General features: G+C 64.1%; 14 protein-coding genes. 2 read left to right on the top strand and 12 right to left on the bottom strand.

Annotation, left to right across the window (positions count from 1 at the left end):
• The first annotated feature begins 29 nt into the window (after nt 1-29).
• Both BMW49_RS18575 and BMW49_RS18580 read left to right on the top strand, forming a co-directional pair.
• The gene (locus tag BMW49_RS18575; RefSeq protein WP_069519547.1) at nt 30-1445 is read left to right on the top strand and encodes a tetratricopeptide repeat protein; all 1416 of its coding nucleotides are present in this window, start codon (nt 30-32) and stop codon (nt 1443-1445) included.
• 194 nt (nt 1446-1639) lie between these two features.
• The gene (locus tag BMW49_RS18580; RefSeq protein WP_069519546.1) at nt 1640-2005 is read left to right on the top strand and encodes a BON domain-containing protein; all 366 of its coding nucleotides are present in this window, start codon (nt 1640-1642) and stop codon (nt 2003-2005) included.
• 256 nt (nt 2006-2261) lie between these two features.
• On the opposite strand, the gene BMW49_RS18585 is transcribed toward BMW49_RS18580, so the two are convergent.
• The 12 genes from BMW49_RS18585 to BMW49_RS18640 all read right to left on the bottom strand — a co-directional run bounded on the left by BMW49_RS18585 (nt 2262) and on the right by BMW49_RS18640 (nt 17429).
• A complete protein-coding gene (locus tag BMW49_RS18585; RefSeq protein WP_069519545.1) occupies nt 2262-3716 on the bottom strand; it encodes a rhomboid family intramembrane serine protease in 1455 nt (484 codons plus the stop codon).
• A 216-nt stretch (nt 3717-3932) separates the two neighbouring features.
• Entirely contained in the window at nt 3933-4244 is a 312-nt protein-coding gene (locus tag BMW49_RS18590; protein ID WP_069519544.1) for a DUF2845 domain-containing protein, read from the bottom strand.
• Nucleotides 4244-4534 (bottom strand): DUF2845 domain-containing protein, encoded by a 291-nt coding sequence (locus tag BMW49_RS18595; RefSeq protein WP_069519543.1) that lies wholly within the window; start codon nt 4532-4534, stop codon nt 4244-4246. The genes BMW49_RS18590 and BMW49_RS18595 overlap by 1 nt, the downstream gene beginning before the upstream one ends.
• Before the next feature lie 9 nt (nt 4535-4543).
• Nucleotides 4544-7453 (bottom strand): DUF748 domain-containing protein, encoded by a 2910-nt coding sequence (locus tag BMW49_RS18600; protein ID WP_069519542.1) that lies wholly within the window; start codon nt 7451-7453, stop codon nt 4544-4546.
• 67 nt (nt 7454-7520) lie between these two features.
• Nucleotides 7521-8537, bottom strand: coding sequence for a class I SAM-dependent rRNA methyltransferase (locus tag BMW49_RS18605; RefSeq protein ID WP_069519541.1), 1017 nt, complete (start codon nt 8535-8537; stop codon nt 7521-7523).
• Nucleotides 8538-8589: 52 nt separating this feature from the next.
• Nucleotides 8590-9468: an oxygenase MpaB family protein gene (locus tag BMW49_RS18610; RefSeq protein WP_069519540.1), complete on the bottom strand. Its 879-nt coding sequence runs from the start codon at nt 9466-9468 to the stop codon at nt 8590-8592.
• Nucleotides 9469-9846: 378 nt separating this feature from the next.
• On the bottom strand, nt 9847-11784 hold the full coding sequence (acs, locus tag BMW49_RS18615; protein WP_069519539.1) for an acetate--CoA ligase: 1938 nt from the start codon (nt 11782-11784) through the stop codon (nt 9847-9849).
• Between the two features lie 73 nt (nt 11785-11857).
• Nucleotides 11858-13522: a glucose-6-phosphate isomerase gene (gene pgi, locus BMW49_RS18620; RefSeq protein ID WP_069519538.1), complete on the bottom strand. Its 1665-nt coding sequence runs from the start codon at nt 13520-13522 to the stop codon at nt 11858-11860.
• Between the two features lie 202 nt (nt 13523-13724).
• Nucleotides 13725-14585: a pantoate--beta-alanine ligase gene (panC, locus tag BMW49_RS18625; RefSeq protein WP_069519537.1), complete on the bottom strand. Its 861-nt coding sequence runs from the start codon at nt 14583-14585 to the stop codon at nt 13725-13727.
• Complete coding sequence (panB, locus tag BMW49_RS18630) at nt 14582-15382, bottom strand: 3-methyl-2-oxobutanoate hydroxymethyltransferase (protein ID WP_069519536.1); 801 nt, start codon at nt 15380-15382, stop codon at nt 14582-14584. Before panB ends, panC begins: the two co-directional genes overlap by 4 nt.
• 137 nt (nt 15383-15519) lie before the next feature.
• Complete coding sequence (gene folK / locus BMW49_RS18635) at nt 15520-16029, bottom strand: 2-amino-4-hydroxy-6-hydroxymethyldihydropteridine diphosphokinase (protein ID WP_069519535.1); 510 nt, start codon at nt 16027-16029, stop codon at nt 15520-15522.
• The gene (locus BMW49_RS18640) at nt 16029-17429 is read right to left on the bottom strand and encodes a polynucleotide adenylyltransferase PcnB (protein ID WP_069519534.1); all 1401 of its coding nucleotides are present in this window, start codon (nt 17427-17429) and stop codon (nt 16029-16031) included. Before BMW49_RS18640 ends, folK begins: the two co-directional genes overlap by 1 nt.
• Nucleotides 17430-17785 lie beyond the last annotated feature (356 nt).

Here is a 17785-nt window from a genome sequence, read left to right on the forward strand (position 1 = left end):
TGAGTTGGCGAGCAGGACGATGCACACCCATGGATAAAATTCACTGTCACTACCACGCTGCACAACCTGCCACCTGGACCTGCCGACCCTGCGCTCGCAGTTACGGCGATTGTTGTGTGCCGCTCAATGCCGACGCCCCCGACGATGCCCCGAAATGCGCACTCTGCGCGGGTACCCTGGAGTTTCTCGGCGCCGCCAACAGTGCCCAGCCGTTCTGGGAGCGCATTCCGAGCTTCTTTGCCTATGGCTTGCAGAGTGGACCGCTGGCGTTTGCCGCGCTGCTGGCCCTGGCCGGGCTGTTCTTGCCACGCTCGCTGCTGCTCTGGCTGCTGGTGTTCAGCGTGGCAACCAAGTACTTCCATAGCGTCATCGAGGGCAGCAGCCAAGCCGAGCGGCAGGCACCGAGCCTGCTCAGTGCCTTCACGGGGGAAGGCTTCACGCTGTTTATCAAGCAGCTGGCGGTGTTCATGGTCGCCTTCGGTGTACTCTGGCTGGCGGCTGACACGGGCAGTCGCGGGCTGTTCTGGCTGGTCAATCTCGGGCTGTTGCTGGTTATGCCGGCCAGCATTATTCGCCTGGCGCTGGACAAGCAACTCGGCGCCGCGCTGAGCCCGGAGCAGGTCGGCCAGGTGATCAGTGCCATGGGCTGGCGTTACCTGATCCTCTGCGCCTTTCTGTTTATGCTCTGGCAGTCGCCGAGCTGGGTGACGATGATGTTGGCCGGTGGTTTGCCGCGTGTGGTGCTGTTGCCGGTAGCGGCCTTCCTGTTCGGTTATTTCGGCGTGGTCATGTGCGCCATGATGGGCTATGCCGTATTCCAGTATCAGGCGGCCCTGGGTTATGTGATCGCCGATGAGGAGGGCCAGGCAGCCTACCCGGCCGCAGAGTTTCTGCGGCGCAAGGCGCTGGCCGATGCGCAGGTGCGGATCAAGGAAGGCCAGCTTGAACAGGCCTTGGAAATTCTGACCCTGGCCCTGCAGCGCGCGCCGGATGACCTGGCGCTCAATGAGCGCTTCCACCAACTGCTTTACGGCCTCGGCGCCCGCGAGCGCTGCCTGCGCCACCTGGCTCATTACCTGCCGCTGGCGAGCCGGCTGAGCGAGCCTCAGGCGGTGACTGCACTGCTCAACGCGCGTCAGCTGCAGGCCGATTACCTGCCGGATGACGCCCTGGTGTGCGAGCGTCTCGCTGCGGCCCTGCTGCAACGGCATAAGCCTCGTGAGGCGTTGAGCCTGTTGCGCAACCTGCACCGGCGCTTCCCCGACTATCCGCATATTGCGCGTGCCTATCTGCTTGCGGCGCGTGGCTTTGCCGAGTACCTGGGGGAGCTGGGGCCGGCCCGTCAGTTGCTGCAGTTTATTCGCCAGCGCTATCCGCAATCGTCGTTATTGGGTGAGGTAGCGGCGCTTGAGGCGACCCTGGACCGGCTTGAGAAGACCGCGTAAGAGGCCATGCAAATTGCCCGGCGTTTTGTGCGCCAGCATGCAGTTTGCACGGACTTGTCATTTTGGTTTGTTTTTAAGTTATTGATATTTATGGATTTTATTTTATTTATGCACTGGCATGCCGCGTGCAATTACCTAGGGGAGACTGCGGCCAGGAATGGCGGCGGATTATTCAGAACCTAGGAGTCGAATCCATGAAGAACTCGATCAATAACGTTTTTGTTGCCACTGCCACTGCTGCCGCCCTGAGCCTGTCGATGGCCAGCGCCGCCTTCGCGGAAACGCCGACCCTGCAGTCCACTGTGCTGGCCGCTAACACGACCATGGACAAGGCTGAAGAAGCCGTGTCTGACACCTGGATCACTGGCAAGGTCAAATCTACTTTCCTCGCTGAAGACAGCCTCAGCGGCATGGATATCAAGGTTGAAACCAACAAGGGTGTTGTTGCCCTTTCTGGTGTAGTCGCCAGCGACGCCGAGCGTGACCTGGCGATTGCCAAGGCCAAGGAAATCAAAGGCGTGACCGCGGTGTCCGCTGATGGCCTGAAGTCGGCCGACTAATACCGCCTGGCGGATGCCCAAGGCGCCGCACGGCAGGTTTGAGGCGCGTCTCAGCACGCTTATCACGTTCGCCAGGAGGCGTCCCCCATGGACGGGGGCGTGATCGACAAGGCTGTCGTAGCGTTAATGAGACGGCAAGGATGCAGCAGGATGCTCGCGCCTGATCCTGGAATGGATCAGCATCCGCCGGTTTGGCAGGATGCATGTTTTAGCAAAAAGCCCCACCGGCTTGCCGGTGGGGCTTTTTGTTGTGCGTTCAACGCGCCAGGTGTGCCCTCAACTGTTCCAGTTGCCGGGTTTGTTCGCTGTCGGGGTAGCGGCTGTGCAGCAGGCTCGCCAGCTCGGCGAGGGTGGCTTTGTCGCCCTGGTTACCGACCTGCTTGGCCAGCATCAGGGTCAGAATGGGCAGGTTGTCAGGGGCTTTTTGGGCGGTGCACAGGTGCCGCCAGCAGGCAATGGCCTGCTGGCCCTGGCCGGCACGTAGCAGGCGCTGCAACAGGTGGGCCTGCACGCTGGGGTGCTGCAGTATCCGGTGTTGGGGTTCGGCGCTGTCGCGGGCCAGGCGTTGTAGCAGTGGCAGGCTGTCAGTACTTTCCGGCAGGCGCAGGAGTTGCTGCAGCACGGGGCTGAGCAAGGCCTTGTCGCGGCGGTTGAGCGCCAGTGGGTAGAGGCGCTGCAGCAGGGCCAGGCGCCCTGGATAGCGGCTCAGCAGATCCAGGCCACGGGCCGCGGCGGCTTCCAGATCAAAACGCTCGAGCACCTGGTCGAGGCTGGCGAGTTCACGGGTGAAGGCTGCGTCGGGCTGCTCTTTGTCGAGGTAGGCCTGGTTGACCTTCAGGCGCCCGAGCATCTGTGGTAGCCAGATGCCCATGTAGCCGGCGGCCAGGCCGCCCAGGTGGGCGTAGTAATTGACGTTGTCCTTGGCCCACAGCAGGCCGTATAGCTCCTTGCCCAGCCACACCGGCAAGATCCACAAGGCCGGGGCGCGCAGGTAACCGAAAAACGGCCCCAGCCAGTAGAAGAAGTTGATCCGCCGCAGGCCGTAGAGGCCGATGTACATGCCCATCAGCCCGGACACCGCCCCGGATGCGCCAACACCGCTGATCCACACTGGGTCGAGTAGCCACCACAGCAGGTGCGAGGCGATACCCGTGGCCAGGTAGAGGCCCAGGTACAGCCAGCGGCCGAGGGCGATTTCCAGGGCGAAGCCGAAGATAAACAGGAACAGCATGTTGCCGACCAGGTGGTCGATGCTGCCATGCAGGAACATCGCACCGACCAGGCCTTCGACCGTGAAGCGGGCCGGGATGAAGCCGAACCGGATGCTGCTGACCTTATCGCGGGCCGCTTCGGCGCGTTGGCGCGCGGCTTGCCATTGAGGGTCAGCCTGGTAGTCCGTGCGTTGATGCAGGTCGTGCTCGAACTGCAGGTCATACAGCACCAGGCGCGTCAGCGCGGTGCCGGCCATGCGTTCGATATAGCGCTGCTCATCGGCATCAAGGTCATGCCGGCTCACGAAGGCGTCGATAAACAGCTCGCGCTCACGGCTGAGCAGGCCGCCGTCGAGGTAGGTCTGCACTGCCTGCTGTTCGCGTTGCTCGTCGCCGCCCTGATAGAGCAGGTAGACGAGCACGTTGAGCAGGATCAGCAGCAGGGTCATCACCGGCGGCTTCTTCCAGTCCAGTGGGTGCTCGGCCGGGATGATCAGCATAGCGGCGTGCCCTGTGCGTCAGGCGACAGAGCACAGCATGGCCGCTGCTGGGGCGCTGAACAGCGCAGCATGGTGAGAATCCTTGTGTGGGCGGGCGGCGCTCCGCTTTAGCCGCGATACTGTCAGCGCTTTCGAGGTCAATCGCGGCTAAAGCCCCTCCCACAGAAAGCGCCAGACTCTTCTGTGGCGCGACACTAGCAGCCGTTCAGCGGTTTGTCAGTTGCCGCGTTTGCTGCCGATACTGACGAGCCGACCGGCCTCGAAGCGCAGGAAGTGGTACATGCCATTGCGCGGCCCGTAGGTCCATTCCTCGACCGCTATTTCGTTGCGAAAACCGTAGATGTCCAGGCGCTCGCGGTAGCCAAGAAAGTCACGGCTCACCGGCTCGCCACACTTGCTCAGTACCTCGTGGGTGCTGTCGTCGCGGGTAATCAGCGCGCTGCCACAGCGCAGGCTGGTGGCCTGGGCTGTGCTGGCGCCGAGCAGGCCCAGTAGCAGCAGGGTGGCGGACAGGCGGGGGCGGCGCATCAGTGACTGCGCTCGGTGCTGATGCTGGTCAAGCGATTCGCCTCGAAACGCAGGTAGCGATAGACGCCGTTGCTCGGGCCATACACCCACTCTTCGATAACCGCTTCGCGGCGCTCATAGGGGCCCAGGGTATAGCCGAGCACGTCGCGGGCGACCGGCTCACCACACTTGCGTTGCACCTCGAACATGCGGTCACCCAGACCAATCAGTTGGTTGCCGCAGCGCATGGTGCTGGCATTGGCAGCGCTCGCCGCCACACACAGGGCCAGCAGGAACAGACTTCTTTTCATCGGCACTCCTTACTCGCTGTCCAGGTGCAGGGGGGTGGCCACTCGTCCGTCGGCATCCGCCTGGCCCAGGCTAACATCCAGTAGGTAAAGGCGCATATCTTCGAGCCCGCCCTGGTCGACCAGGTATTCCTTGATGCGTGCGCCTCTGGCTTGGGCAAGCTGGCGCTGCATCAGTTCACTGGCGCCCCAGGATTGCAGGAGCGCTGTTTGCAACTGTTCGGTGCGCTGATCATCGTCCAGTTCGGCCCACTCGGCAGGCGGCTGCTGCTTCAGGCGAGCGCGGTAAATCCCCTCGAGCAAGGCGGGCTTTTCGTCATCGGCTACCTGCAGCTCGCCGGCGCTGGCCGGTACCTTGTCGCCGCGGCGCTGGAGGATGGCGTAGTAAGTACGCTGGTATTCGCGCTCCAGGCGTTGTGCCGCGAGAACTGGGCCGTCCTGCGCTGCGCTCATCCCTTCGATTTCCAGGCGTAAGGCCGGGCGCGCCTTGAGCGCGGCCGACAGGGTATCCAGGCGGCTGCGTGCGTTGGCGTCCAGCTCGTCGCTACCGGGTGCGAAGGGCACGCTGCTCAGGTCGACCTCGGCGCCACCGCTGACCAGGCCGCCGATAAACTTGAAGGGTGCTTGAGCTGCGCGTAGCACCAGGTTGCGCAAGGTCTGCCAGACAATCGGCATGACATCAAAGTCGGGGCTGTTGAGGTCGCCCTTGAGCGGTAACTCGAGGGCAATCTTGCCGTCGCTGTCCTTGAGCAGCGCAACCGCCAGGCGGATGGGCAGGTCCACCGCGCTCGGGCTGTCGACCTTCTCGCCCAGCTGCAGTTGTTCGACTACCACCTTGTTTTCAGCGTCCAGCTGACCGTTGCGAATGCGGTAGTGCAGGTCCAGGTTGAGGCGGCCTTTGCGGATGCGGTAGCCGGCGAACTTGCCTGAGTAGGGCGTCAGGGTGGTCAGTTCGACCTGCTTGAACTGGGTGGCAATATCCAGGCTGGCCAGCGGGTCGAACGGATTGAGGCTGCCCTTGATGCTCACCGGTGCGTAGCGGTCGACCTTGCCGGCAATATTCACGCTGGCAGGTTTGCCCGCGCGGTTGTCGAGGGTGCCGATGCGGCCATTGAGCTGCTGCACGGCGGTGGCGAAGTTGGGCGTCAGGCTGAAGTCGGCGAAGTTGGCCGAGCCATCGTGGATATCCACCTGACCGATGCGCACGCCGAGCGGGGCGCCCTCGCTGGGCGCTGCAGGCTTGGCCTGGGCAATCAGCAGTTCGCTGGCGTTGGTGGTCAGGTCTTCATTGATGATGAAGCGCCCATAGGGCTGTTCCAGGCGCACGCTGTCGATGCTGAGCAATTCGCCATGGCGGTAGTTCAGGCCTGCCAGGTCCAGTTGTTTCCAGCGTACGAAGTCGCGCTCCTTGAGGGTGTCGAGGGTATGCAGCTGACTGATTCGCGCGGCGCCGGTAACCCTGAGGGCCAAGGGGGCGGTGCTTTCCAGGGTCACATCCAGGTCGCTGCCGAGCAGGCCGCTGCGCAGTTCCAGGCGGACAAACGGGCTCAGGTAGGCCTGGGCCACGCGCAGGTCGATGTCCTGGCTGCTGACTTTGAGTTGGGCCGTGGTCGGCGTCAGTTGCACCTGTCCCTCGGCACTCAAGCGGCCCTGTTTGCCGACGCCGGTATCGAGCTGCAGGTTGAAGGGCGAGGTGCCGTTGCTGTCGAAGTCTTGCAGGCTCAGGTTGAGCGGGCCGAGGTCGAGTGCGACGGCTTGCTCAGGTACACGATCGGCCAGGTGCACATGGCTATCACGCAGCTGCATATCGCGCAGACGCACCTGCCAGGGAGCTTCCGCCTGGGCCGTGGTTGCCTCGGTATCGGCCGCAGTGGCTGGTGCAACCGTTGCGCTGTTGGCTGTAGCCGGGGGGCTTGGCTCGGCGGCAAACAGCTTCTGCCAGTCCAACTGGCCATCCGCTTCGCGGGCGGCCCAGGTTTCCAGTTGTTGGCTGCGTACGCTGCCGACCACGACTTGGCGCTTGGCCAGGTCCAGGCTGCTGTCAGCGACTTCCAGGCTGGCCAGTTTGAGCAGCGGGCGGCCATCGCTGGCCTGCAGGGCAAAGGGGGCGAGCTTGATCTGGATACCCTTGAGCAACAGTTGGGTGCCTTCGGCCAGGCTCAGTTGATAATCGGCGGCCAGGTCGATGGCGCCTTCGGCCAGGGTCAGGGGTACGGCATCGCTGACATAGGGCCACAGGCTGTGCAGTGGCCCATCGCTGATCTTCAGGCTGCCGCTGGAGCGGATCGGCGTCAGGCCGAACGTACCGCTCCAGTCGAGGCGCCCGCCATCGGGGCCGCTGGCGACCAGGGTCATCTCGGCGTCGTCGGCACTGCGGGTGCTGAGGTTGTGCAGCTCGAACGTGAGGTCGTCGTAGCGCAGCTCGACCGGGCTACTGGGCCGCAGGTCTTGCAGGTACAGGTCGCCACCGCTCAGTTGCAGGCGGTCGAGTTGCAGAGGGAAGGGTTCGCTGGGTTCTTCGGTAGCGGTGGGCTCCGCGCTAGGCGGCAGCTTGAACAGCTGCGCGAGGTTGAGCGTGCCATCTTTGGCAAAGCGCAGCTCGACCTGGGGTTGCTGCAGTTCCACGTCGGCCAGGTGCAGCGCGCCGCGCCACAGGCTGTCGAGCTGCAGATTGGCGTGCAGCCGCGCGAATGCCAGCTGGGGCGCCTGGGGCTCGCCCATGCGCAGCCCCCAGAGGTCCAGTTCGAGACTGAAGGGGTTGAACTGCAGACGCTCCAGGCTGGCCGGCACGTTGCTGTACTCGGCCAATTGCTGGTTGGCGATACGCAGGGCGATGCCGGGCAGGATCAGAAAACCAAGCAGGCTGTAGAGCAGCACGGCGAGCAACAGGACGCTGACGAGACGCTTCATTGCTTTGTACATAGCGGGGCATCTGTGTCCTGACGAAATGCCTTGGAGTATGGCACGAGTGTGCAGTTCCGCAGCCGGCTCAGAACTGCAGGATCAGTGTCTTCAGTGGCGGCTGGCCATCCTGTGAGGGAAAGTCGTCCGCCGGGGCCAGCACCTGGCAGTCGCGCAGCGGTCGGCCGATTTTCTCCGCGCAGCGCAGCACCTGTTCGCGCCAGGGCGCCAGGGCAACCTTTGCCAGGTTGTTGCAGCAGATCAGCACGCCGTCTTCGGCCGTCGCGAGAATCGCCGGCTTGAGCAGGCTCTGGTAGTCGCGCAGCAAGTCGACGGTACCGAAGGCGCTCTTGGCCCAGGCCGGTGGGTCGAGGAACACCAGGTCGAAGCTGCGCGCCGCCAGACGTGGGTAGGGCGGCAGTTTGTGCCCGCGGCGCTGGGCGATCGGCAGGCCGGCGAACTGGCGGATCGCCGGGAAGTAATCGCTCTGGATGAACTGCATGGGCGCCAGCTCAGGGTTCAGTGCGCCGTTCTCGCGACCGACCGCCAGGTTGCCTTCGGCGAAGTCGAGGTTGACCACCTCACGGGCGCCGCCTGCTGCAGCGGCGAGGCCGACGCCGCAGGTGTAAGCGAACAGGTTGAGCACCGACTTGCCGGCGCTGTGCGCCTTGACCCAGCCACGGGCGTTGCGCAGGTCGAGAAACAGCAGCGGGTCCTGCCCGGCATGACGGCCGCGCACCCGGTAGTTCAGCCCCCACTCCTGGCCGATCAGGTCAGCCAGTGCGGCGTCCTCGGCCTGGTACACCGGGTCGCTGCGGTCGATTCGCGAGTTGCCCTGGGAGCGGTCGTTGTAGACCAGTTGCAGGGGTGTGCCCAAGGCTTCTTCGCAGAGGCTCGCCAGGTGCAGCAGGGCGTCGCGCGGCAGCGTCTGGTGAAAACTTTGCACCAGCAATTGTGGGCCGTAGCGATCGACGGTGAGCCCGCCGGCGCCTTCCTGGCTGCCATGGAACAGGCGGTAGCAATTGGTGCCCTGGGCATGCAGGGTCGCGAGCAGCGGCGCGCGCTGGGCAAGGGCGGCGCGCAGCGCCTGGTCGAGGGGCAACATGCACGGCAGCTCGTAAGGGAAAGGCGCGCAGTTTAGCAATAAAGCGCACTGCTCAGGTGCGCGGCGCCAGGCCCATGCGCTGGTGCGCCTTTTGTGTGGCGCCGTTGCGTACCGCCCAGCGCAGCGCTGGTGCGAGGCGGTTGACGCCTTGGCGAATCAGCCGGCGGCGCAGGGGCGAGAATGACTGGCCGTAGGCTGCTTGCGCCCACTCCGGCAGCAGTTCGATCCCGGCCTGGACCAGCAGGGCGCCTACCGGTTGTGCCAGGGCGCTGGGCGCCGGCGCGTTGCGCAGAATCCGCAGGATTTCATGGCTGCGTGCGTCAGCGTACAGGCCGCCGCGGGCCTGCTGCAGATACGTCGCCACGGCCGCCCGCGAGCGCGGCACCTGGGTGGCGCCGAGGCGCTCGGCGATCAGCGCGACTTCATCGTAGTAGCGGTCCTGCTCGGCGGCACCGAGGCCTGGGTTGTGGTAACGCAGGTGGGCCTGGAGAAAGCTCTGCACTTCGGCGACATGCACCCAGGTCAGTAGCGCGGGATCACTGGCGGCGTAGGGCCGGCCGTCTGGCGCAGTGCCGGTCACGCCGAGGTGGATACGCCGCACCTTGTCGATCAGCCAGTCGGCGTCGGCGCGCGCGGCGAAGGTGGTGCCGGAGATAAATTGTCCGGTGCGGCGCAGGCGCCCCAGCAGGTCCTGGCGAAAGTTCGAGTGGTCCCACACCCCGGCCAGAGCCAGCGGGTGCAGAGCCTGCAGCAACAACGCGCTGATGCCGCCGACCAACATGCTGGTGAAGTCACCGTGCACGCGCCAGCACACCGCATCCGGGCCGAACAGGCCGGGGTCGCCAGGGGGTTGGGTGAAGTCGATTTGCCCCAGGGCGATGCCGCTGAGGCTGAGCACCTGGGTTTCAATGTGGGAGCGGAGCCATTCCATGGGGGCTAGGGTCTGTTCCCGTTTCGTCGTGAGCCGCGTTGCCGCGAAAAATCTCGCCAGGTTAGGCGGAGGACGCAGGTAATGGTTGTTCCCTTGCCAAGTCCTCCAACAACGCATGGCGAGATTTTGCGCGCAACCCGAAGGGCCGGGCCAGTTTTAGCGCGATGCTGTGTTTCTCGATGGCTCATTTAGATCACTAAACCTCGCATCTCGTGCCTTGCCTCGCGCTAAAACTGGCTCCGGCGCGGCCGCGAACGAAACGGGAACAGACCCTGGCTTCAGGCTTCAGGCGACACGCTTCAAGTAAAAGCGTGCCGCCTTCAGGACCTGTGGCCGAATAAGACTCCTAGGTGCGCACGGCGCACCCAACAGTACGTGCTAGCGATTCAACCGTTGCTCGACCAGGCTGTCGACCACCGAGGGATCGGCCAGGGTGGAGGTGTCGCCCAGGCTGTCGAGTTCGTTACAGGCGATCTTGCGCAGGATGCGCCGCATGATCTTGCCCGAGCGGGTCTTCGGCAGCCCGGGTGCCCACTGCAGCAGCTCGGGTTTGGCGAAGCTGCCGATCTCGCTGCCGACCAGGGTCAGCAGTTCGGCCTTGAGCGCGTCGCTCGGCGTGGCGTCGTTCATCAGGGTGACGAAGGCGTAGATGCCCTGGCCCTTGAGGTCGTGGGGGTAGCCGATCACTGCGGCTTCGGCGACCGCGTCGTGCAGTACCAGGGCACTCTCCACCTCGGCCGTGCCGATGCGGTGGCCGGAGACGTTGATTACGTCATCTACCCGCCCGGTGATCCAGTAATAGCCCTCTTCATCGCGGCGTGCGCCGTCGCCGCTGAAGTAGTAACCGGGGTAGGGCTTGAAGTAGGTGTCGATCATCCGCTGGTGATCGCCATAGACGCTGCGGATCTGGCTTGGCCAGCTCGCCTTGATCGCCAGCACGCCGTTGCCAGGGCCGTCGATTTCCTGGCCCTGCTCGTCGAGCAATACCGGCTGCACGCCGAAGAATGGGCGGGTGGCTGAGCCGGGTTTGAGGTCGGTGGCGCCAGGCAGTGGGGTGATCAGGATGGCACCGGTTTCGGTCTGCCACCAGGTGTCGACGATCGGGCAACGGCGCTCGCCAACCACGTTGAAGTACCACTCCCAGGCTTCCGGGTTGATCGGCTCGCCGACGCTGCCAAGCAGGCGCAGGCTGCTGCGCGAGGTGCTGGTGACGGCTGCCGTGCCTTCACGCATCAGCGCGCGCAGGGCGGTGGGGGCGGTGTAGAAGATATTCACCTGGTGCTTGTCGATCACCTGCCAGAAGCGCGAGGCGGTCGGGTAGTTCGGCACGCCCTCGAAAATCAGGCTGGTCGCGCCGTTGGCCAACGGACCATAGACGATGTAGCTGTGGCCGGTAACCCAGCCGACATCGGCGGTGCACCAGTAGATATCGCCCTCGTGGTAATCGAAGACGTACTTGTGGGTCATGGCGGCCATCAGCAGATAACCGCCGGTGCTGTGCAGCACGCCTTTGGGTTTGCCGGTGGAGCCGGAGGTGTAGAGGATAAACAGCGGGTCTTCGGCTTCCATGGGCTCGGCGGGGCAGTCGTCGCTGACCGTGCGCAGGGCTTCGTGGTACCAGAGGTCGCGGCCCTCGACCCAGTCGATTTCGCCCTGGGTGCGCTCGACTACGACCACCGTGCTGACAGCTGGGCAGCTCTGCAGGGCCTTGTCGACGTTGGCCTTCAGGGCGATGTATTTGCCGCCGCGCACGCCTTCATCGGCGGTGATCACCGTGCGGCAGTCGGCATCCAGAATACGATCACGCAGGGCGTCGGGGGAGAAGCCACCGAACACCACCGAATGCACCGCACCGATGCGCGCGCAGGCGAGCATGGCGTAGGCCGCCTCGGGAATCATCGGCATGTAGATGCACACCCGGTCGCCTTTGCCTACACCACGGCTTTTCAGCACGTTGGCCAGGCGGCAGACGTGATGGTGCAGCTTGCGGTAGGTGATGTTGGCCGACTCGGCGGGGTTGTCACCTTCCCAGATCAGGGCGATCTGCTCGCCACGGGTGGCCAGGTGACGGTCGATGCAGTTGCTGCTGACATTCAGCTGGCCGCCCTCGAACCAGTGCGTCTCGCCGCTGCGCAGGTCGCCACGGTAGACGCTCTGCCAGGGCTGGCTCCAGTCGAGAAACTGGCGCGCCTGCTCGGCCCAGAAGCGTTCGGGTTGCTCGACCGACTCGCGGTACAGGCGCTGATAGTCTGCGTCGTTGAGGTGGGCACGCTGACGCGTGGCGGCGGAAACGGGATGACGGGTGATCTCGAACATGGCGGCTTCCTTCTTGTTGTGTCCGCGATGTTGCAGAGTAGCAGCTGCGGCCCGTGAGGACCGCAGCCCTTCATCAGCCGCGGTGGCGGCCGCGGAAGTAGTCGATCAGACCTTGGGTGGAGCCGTCTTCGGCACCGCTTTCCTCGCTGCCGACCATGCGCGAGTAAACGCCTTTGCCCAGTTCCTTGCCCAGCTCCACGCCCCACTGATCAAAGGCATTGATGCCCCAGATGGCACTTTGGGCGAAGACCTTGTGCTCGTACAGCGCCACCAGCGCGCCGAGACGGCGTGGGCTGATGCGCTCGAGCACCAGGGTGTTGCTCGGACGGTTGCCAGGGATCACCTTGTGCGGTGCCAGGCGTTGCACCTCGTCTTCATCCATGCCTTTGCTGCGCAGCTCGGCACAGGCCTCCTCGAGAGTCTTGCCGAGCATCAGCGCCTGGCTCTGCGACAGGCAGTTGGCGTAGAGCCACTGGTGATGGTCGGACACCGGGTTATAGCTGACCACTGGCACGATAAAGTCGGCCGGAATCAACTGGGTGCCTTGGTGCAGCAACTGGTGGTAAGCGTGCTGGCCGTTACAGCCCACACCACCCCAGATCACCGGCCCGGTGGCGCAGTGCACGGGCGTGCCGTCCTGCAGCACACTCTTGCCGTTGGACTCCATGTCCAGCTGCTGCAGGTGCTTGGTGATGTTGCGCAGGTAATGGTCGTACGGCAGGATCGCCTGGCTCTGCGCACCCCAGAAATTGCCGTACCAGATGCCCAGCAGGGCCATCAGCACCGGCATGTTCTGCTCGAAGGGTGCGGTCTTGAAGTGCTGGTCCATGCTGTAGGCACCGGACAGCAACTCCTTGAAGCTGGACATGCCGATGGCCAGGGCGATGGGCAGGCCGATGGCCGACCACAGCGAGTAACGCCCGCCAACCCAGTCCCACATCGGGAACACGTTCTCTTCGTGGATGCCGAATGCCACGGCTGCCTCAAGGTTGCTCGACACGGCGATAAAGTGCCGATACAACTGCGCCTCGGTGCCGCCCTGGGCCAGGTACCACTGGCGCGCGGCCTGGGCATTTTTCAGGGTTTCCAGGGTGTTGAAGGATTTCGATGAGACGATAAACAGGGTGGTCTCGGCGCGCAGTTTGGCCGACAACTCGTGGAACTCGCTGCCGTCGATATTGGCCAGGTAATGGCAGCGCACGCCGCGCTCGGCGAAGGGCAGCAGGGCTTCGGACACCAGTTGCGGGCCGAGGAAGGAGCCGCCAATACCGATATTGACCACGTCGGTGATCGGCTTTTCCGTGTAGCCGCGCCACAGGCCGTTATGGATGCGGCCCACCAACTCGGTCATCTGGTTGAGCACGCGGTGCACGTCGGGCATGACGTTTTCACCGTTGACCAGCAGGCGATCACCGAATGGTCGACGCAGGGCGGTGTGCAGCGCCGGGCGGCTTTCCGAGGCATTGATCAGCTCGCCGTCGAACAGCGCCTTAATGGAGCGTTCCAGGCCGGCTTCACGGGCCAGGCTAACCAGCATTTCGCGGGTCTGCGCGGTGATCAGGTTCTTCGAATAATCGAGAAACAGCCCGCAGCTGCTCAGTGACATACGCTCGAAGCGCTTCGCATCGGCGGCGAAAGCATCGCGCATACTGAAGTTCTGCAGGCTATCGCGGTGGGCTTGCAGGGCTTGCCAGGTCGGCAGGCGGGTCACATCGAGAGGGTGCTGGTAGTACGCCATCTGGGCTCGTTTCCTTGTGCGATGTGCGGGAGCGGGTGCGAAGTATTAGGCAGCGCCAGTGCAAAAAGGTCCGAATTCTTTCGTAGCGCTGTTGTGCGTGGGCGCGACCAATATCCGGCAGGCTCTGCTCGTTCGCAGTGTAACTGGGGCAGGGCGGGGGAGGGCAAGCGCCGCGGTGTAAACGCCCCGGCGGTGTTCGTGCTCAGGCGTTGGCGGCGAGGGTGACGCTGAGGTTGTCGATCAGGCGGGTGTTGCCCAGGTAGGCGGCAACCAGAATGACCAGGTTATGGTCCAGCGCCGTGGCCTGACGCAGGCTTTCGGCCTCGCGAATTTCCAGGTAGTCGAGGCGCAGCCCGGCCGCTTCTATGCGCTTACGGGCCGCGCTGAGCAGCGCGACGAAGTCACGCCCGCCAACCTGCAGGGCGTCGCCAATCTGCGCCAGGGTCTGGTACAGCACGGGCGCCAGGGCGCGCTGCTCGGCACTCAGGTAGCCGTTGCGCGAGGACAGGGCGAGACCGTCTGCGGCGCGTACGGTCGGCTCACCGATCACCTGGATCGGCATGTTCAGGTCGCGCACCAGGGTGCGGATCACCGCCAGTTGCTGGAAGTCCTTCTCGCCAAAGATCGCCAGGTCCGGCTGGACCATGTTGAATAGTTTGGTCACCACGGTGGCGACACCCTCGAAATGCCCGGGGCGGCTGGCGCCACACAGCCCTTCGGAGACGCCCTGGACGCTGACGCGGGTCTGCCCGGTCATGCCTTCGGGGTACATTTCCTCGACGCTGGGGGTGAACAGCAACTGGCAGCCTGCGGCGAGCAGGCGCTCCTGGTCGGCGACCAGGGTTCGTGGGTACTTGTCCAGGTCTTCGCCAGCGCCGAACTGTAGTGGGTTGACGAAAATGCTCGCCACCACGAAGTCGACGCGCTGGGCGGCTTTTTCCACCAGTGCGGCATGCCCGGCGTGCAGGTTGCCCATGGTCGGCACGAAGCCGACCTGTTTGCCCTCGGCACGCGCCTGGGCGACGGCAGCGCGCAGCTCGCGGACAGTCTTGACCGTATTCATGCGTTGAATCCGTGTTCGGTGGCGGGGAAGGTCTGCGCCTTCACTTCTGTGACGTAGGCGCGCAGCGCGTCCTGAATGCTGCTCTGGCCGGCCATGAAGTTTTTCACGAACTTGGGCGCACGGCCGCTCAGGGACAGGCCGAGCATGTCGTGCAGCACCAGCACCTGGCCGTCGGTGGCGACACCAGCGCCGATACCAATCACGGGGATCTTCACCGCCTGGGTGATTTCCGCCGCCAGCTCGCTGGGTACGCACTCGAGTAACAGCATGGCCGCGCCGGCCTGCTCCAGGGCCATGGCGTCGGCACGCATCTGCCGCGCCTGGGCTTCCTGGCGGCCTTGTACCTTATAGCCACCGAGGATATTCACCGCTTGCGGGGTCAGGCCCAGGTGCGCGCACACCGGCACGCCGCGCTCGGCGAGCAGGCGGATCGGTTCGGCCAGCCAGGCTGCGCCTTCGAGTTTTACCATGTGTGCGCCGGCCTGCATCAGTGCGGCGCTGCTGCGCAGGGCTTGTTCGGTGGTGGCATAGGCCATGAACGGCAGGTCGGCGAGAATCAGTGCGCCCTGGTTACCGCGCTTGACGCAGGCGGTGTGGTAGGCCATGTCCTCGACACTGACCGGCAGGGTGCTGTCGTGCCCCTGCAGAACCATGCCCAGGGAGTCGCCAACCAGCAGCACATCAACCCCAGCCTGGCAGGCGGCATGGGCGAAAGTGGCGTCGTAGCAGGTCAGCATGGCGATTTTCTCGCCATTCTGCTTGAGGCTCTGCAGGGTGGTCAGGGTAATGTCAGGCATGAAAATCGTCCTCACTCAGGCGTTCTGTCAGCTTCTGGGCTGCTTCAATTTGGCCTGCAATGGCCTCGGTTTGCACCGGTGCGGGGCAACGGGACGCCTATAGTCCTGATGGGGCCGCTCGAAGTCAATTGCGGGTGTTACCGTCCTGTTACGGGCGTTACCGGCCTCGAGAGTCGCTCCAGTCCGGCGAACGGACAGGCGGCCAGCAGCGTGGGTAGCGTGCGGCCATCGGGCAACTGCAGGTCGGGGGCAAGCTCGGCCAGCGGATAGAGGACAAAGGCGCGGGCGTGCAGGTGGTAATGCGGCACAACCAGACGCGGCTCATCGATCAGGCGCTGGCCAAACAACAGGATATCCAGGTCGAGGGTGCGCGGTCCCCAGCGCTCGGCTTTGCGCTGGCGACCCTGGCGTTGCTCGATGGCCTGCAATGCATCGAGCAGTCCCAGTGGCGTCAGGCTGGTGTCCAGGGCGGCGACGGCATTGACGTAGCGCGGCTGGTCCGGTGGGCCGAGGGGGTCGCTGGCATACAGGGATGAGCTGGCCACGAGCTGGCTGTCCGGCAATTGTGCCAACGCCTCGAAGGCGTCGCGCAACTGTGCCAGGGGTTCGGCCAGGTTGCTGCCCAGGCCGATATACACGCGTTCCATCAGTCAGCGGCAGGCTGTGCTGCGCCATCGGCGCCGCTGCGTTTGCGTTTGCTACCGCTGCGTCGGCGCTTGCGTGGGGCGTTGGGGCCTTCGTCCTTGCTGCTGAGGTCGCGGATCATGCCGCGGCGTTCGCTGTCGTTGGCGTCCTGGTAGTCGGTCCACCAGTCACCCAGGCCGCCGGTCTGCTCGCCAGCGCTTTCACGCAGCAGCAGGAAGTCATAGCCGGCGCGAAAGCGTGGGTTTTCCAGCAACAGGTCGGCGCGTTTGCCGCTGCGCCGCGGCAGGCGTTCCTGCATGTCCCAGATCTCGCGGATCGGCAGAGTGAAACGCTTGGGCACGGCGATGCGTTGGACTTGCTCGCTGATCAGCTCGTGGGCGGCTTCCTGCATTGCCGGGATCGGCGGCATGCCGCGCTCTTGCAGGCGAATCACCCGAGCCGGCAGGGCGGGCCAGAGCAGGGCGGCGAAGAGGAAGGCCGGCGTCACCGTCTTGCCCTGCTGGATGCGCAGGTCGGTATTGCCCAGGGCGTTGCGGATCAGAGTGTCGGTGTAGTCGGGGTTTTGCTTGAGCGCGGCGGCACTGGCCGGGAACAACTGGCCATACAGGCCGTAATCGACCAACAGCTCATAGGTATAGATGGCGTAGCCGCTGAGAAACAGCTTGAGCACTTCGTCGAACAGGCGCGCTGCTGGCACACCTGCCAGCAGCGGTGCCAGTTTGTAGATAGGCGCGGCGCTGTGTTTTTCGATATCGAAGTCGAGCTTGGCGGCAAAACGCACGGCGCGCAGCATGCGCACCGGGTCTTCCTGGTAGCGCTGGGTCGGGTCGCCGATCAGGCGTACCAGGTGGTTGTGGATGTCATGGGCGCCGTTGGCGTAGTCCAGAATGCGCTCGGTGACCGGGTCGTAATAGAGCGCATTGATGGTGAAGTCGCGGCGCTGGGCGTCGTCTTCCAGAGTGCCGTAGACGTTGTCACGCAGGATGCGGCCGCTTTCGTTGCGCGAGGACAGGTGGCTGTCTTCTTCCTCGTCATCCTGTGGATGATTGGCGCGGAAGGTCGCGGTTTCGATGATTTCCCGGCCAAAGTGCACATGAACCAGCTTGAAACGCCGGCCGATGATGCGCGCATTGCGGAACTCGGCGCGCACCTGTTCGGGCGTAGCACTGGTAGCAACGTCGAAATCCTTGGGGTCGATATCCAGCAGCAGGTCGCGTACGCAGCCGCCGACCAGGTAGGCCTGGTAACCGGCTTGTTGCAGGCGTTCGACCACGCTGATGGCGTAGCGACTGATCTCACTGCGCTTGATCGGGTGCTGGCTGCTGCTGAGTACCTGAGGCGTACTTTTGGTCTGGGCGCGGCGCAGCGGGGAACGGAATGACTTGAACAGCTTTTTCAGCATGGGATGCACTGTTTGACGGAATGACCGGCCAGAAGTAAACGCTGACCACAAGAGTGGCGCGGATTCTAGCATTGTGTCGCGGGATGGTGTAGGACGGGAGGGAAGACAGGTGTCAAACGCCAGAAAGCACTGAGGGGAGCCTAAGCTCCCCTCTAAGTAATGCGTGCTTCATTTTATTGTTATTGCGGGCTTGTTGTTCTTGTTCAATTGCCCGTTCCTGGAAGCGCCGTGCTTCCGGAGACCTCCCAAAGGGGAGTCAATAGCAAACGGATTTCTTTGGATGCTGACAGAGCTTTTTTACCTTGCGGTCTTACCAGTACGGGTGCTGTCTCAGGACAGTTTTATTGTTCTCGGTC

It is taken from the genome of Pseudomonas cuatrocienegasensis (assembly GCF_900110925.1).
GTDB classification, from domain to species: domain Bacteria; phylum Pseudomonadota; class Gammaproteobacteria; order Pseudomonadales; family Pseudomonadaceae; genus Aquipseudomonas; species Aquipseudomonas cuatrocienegasensis.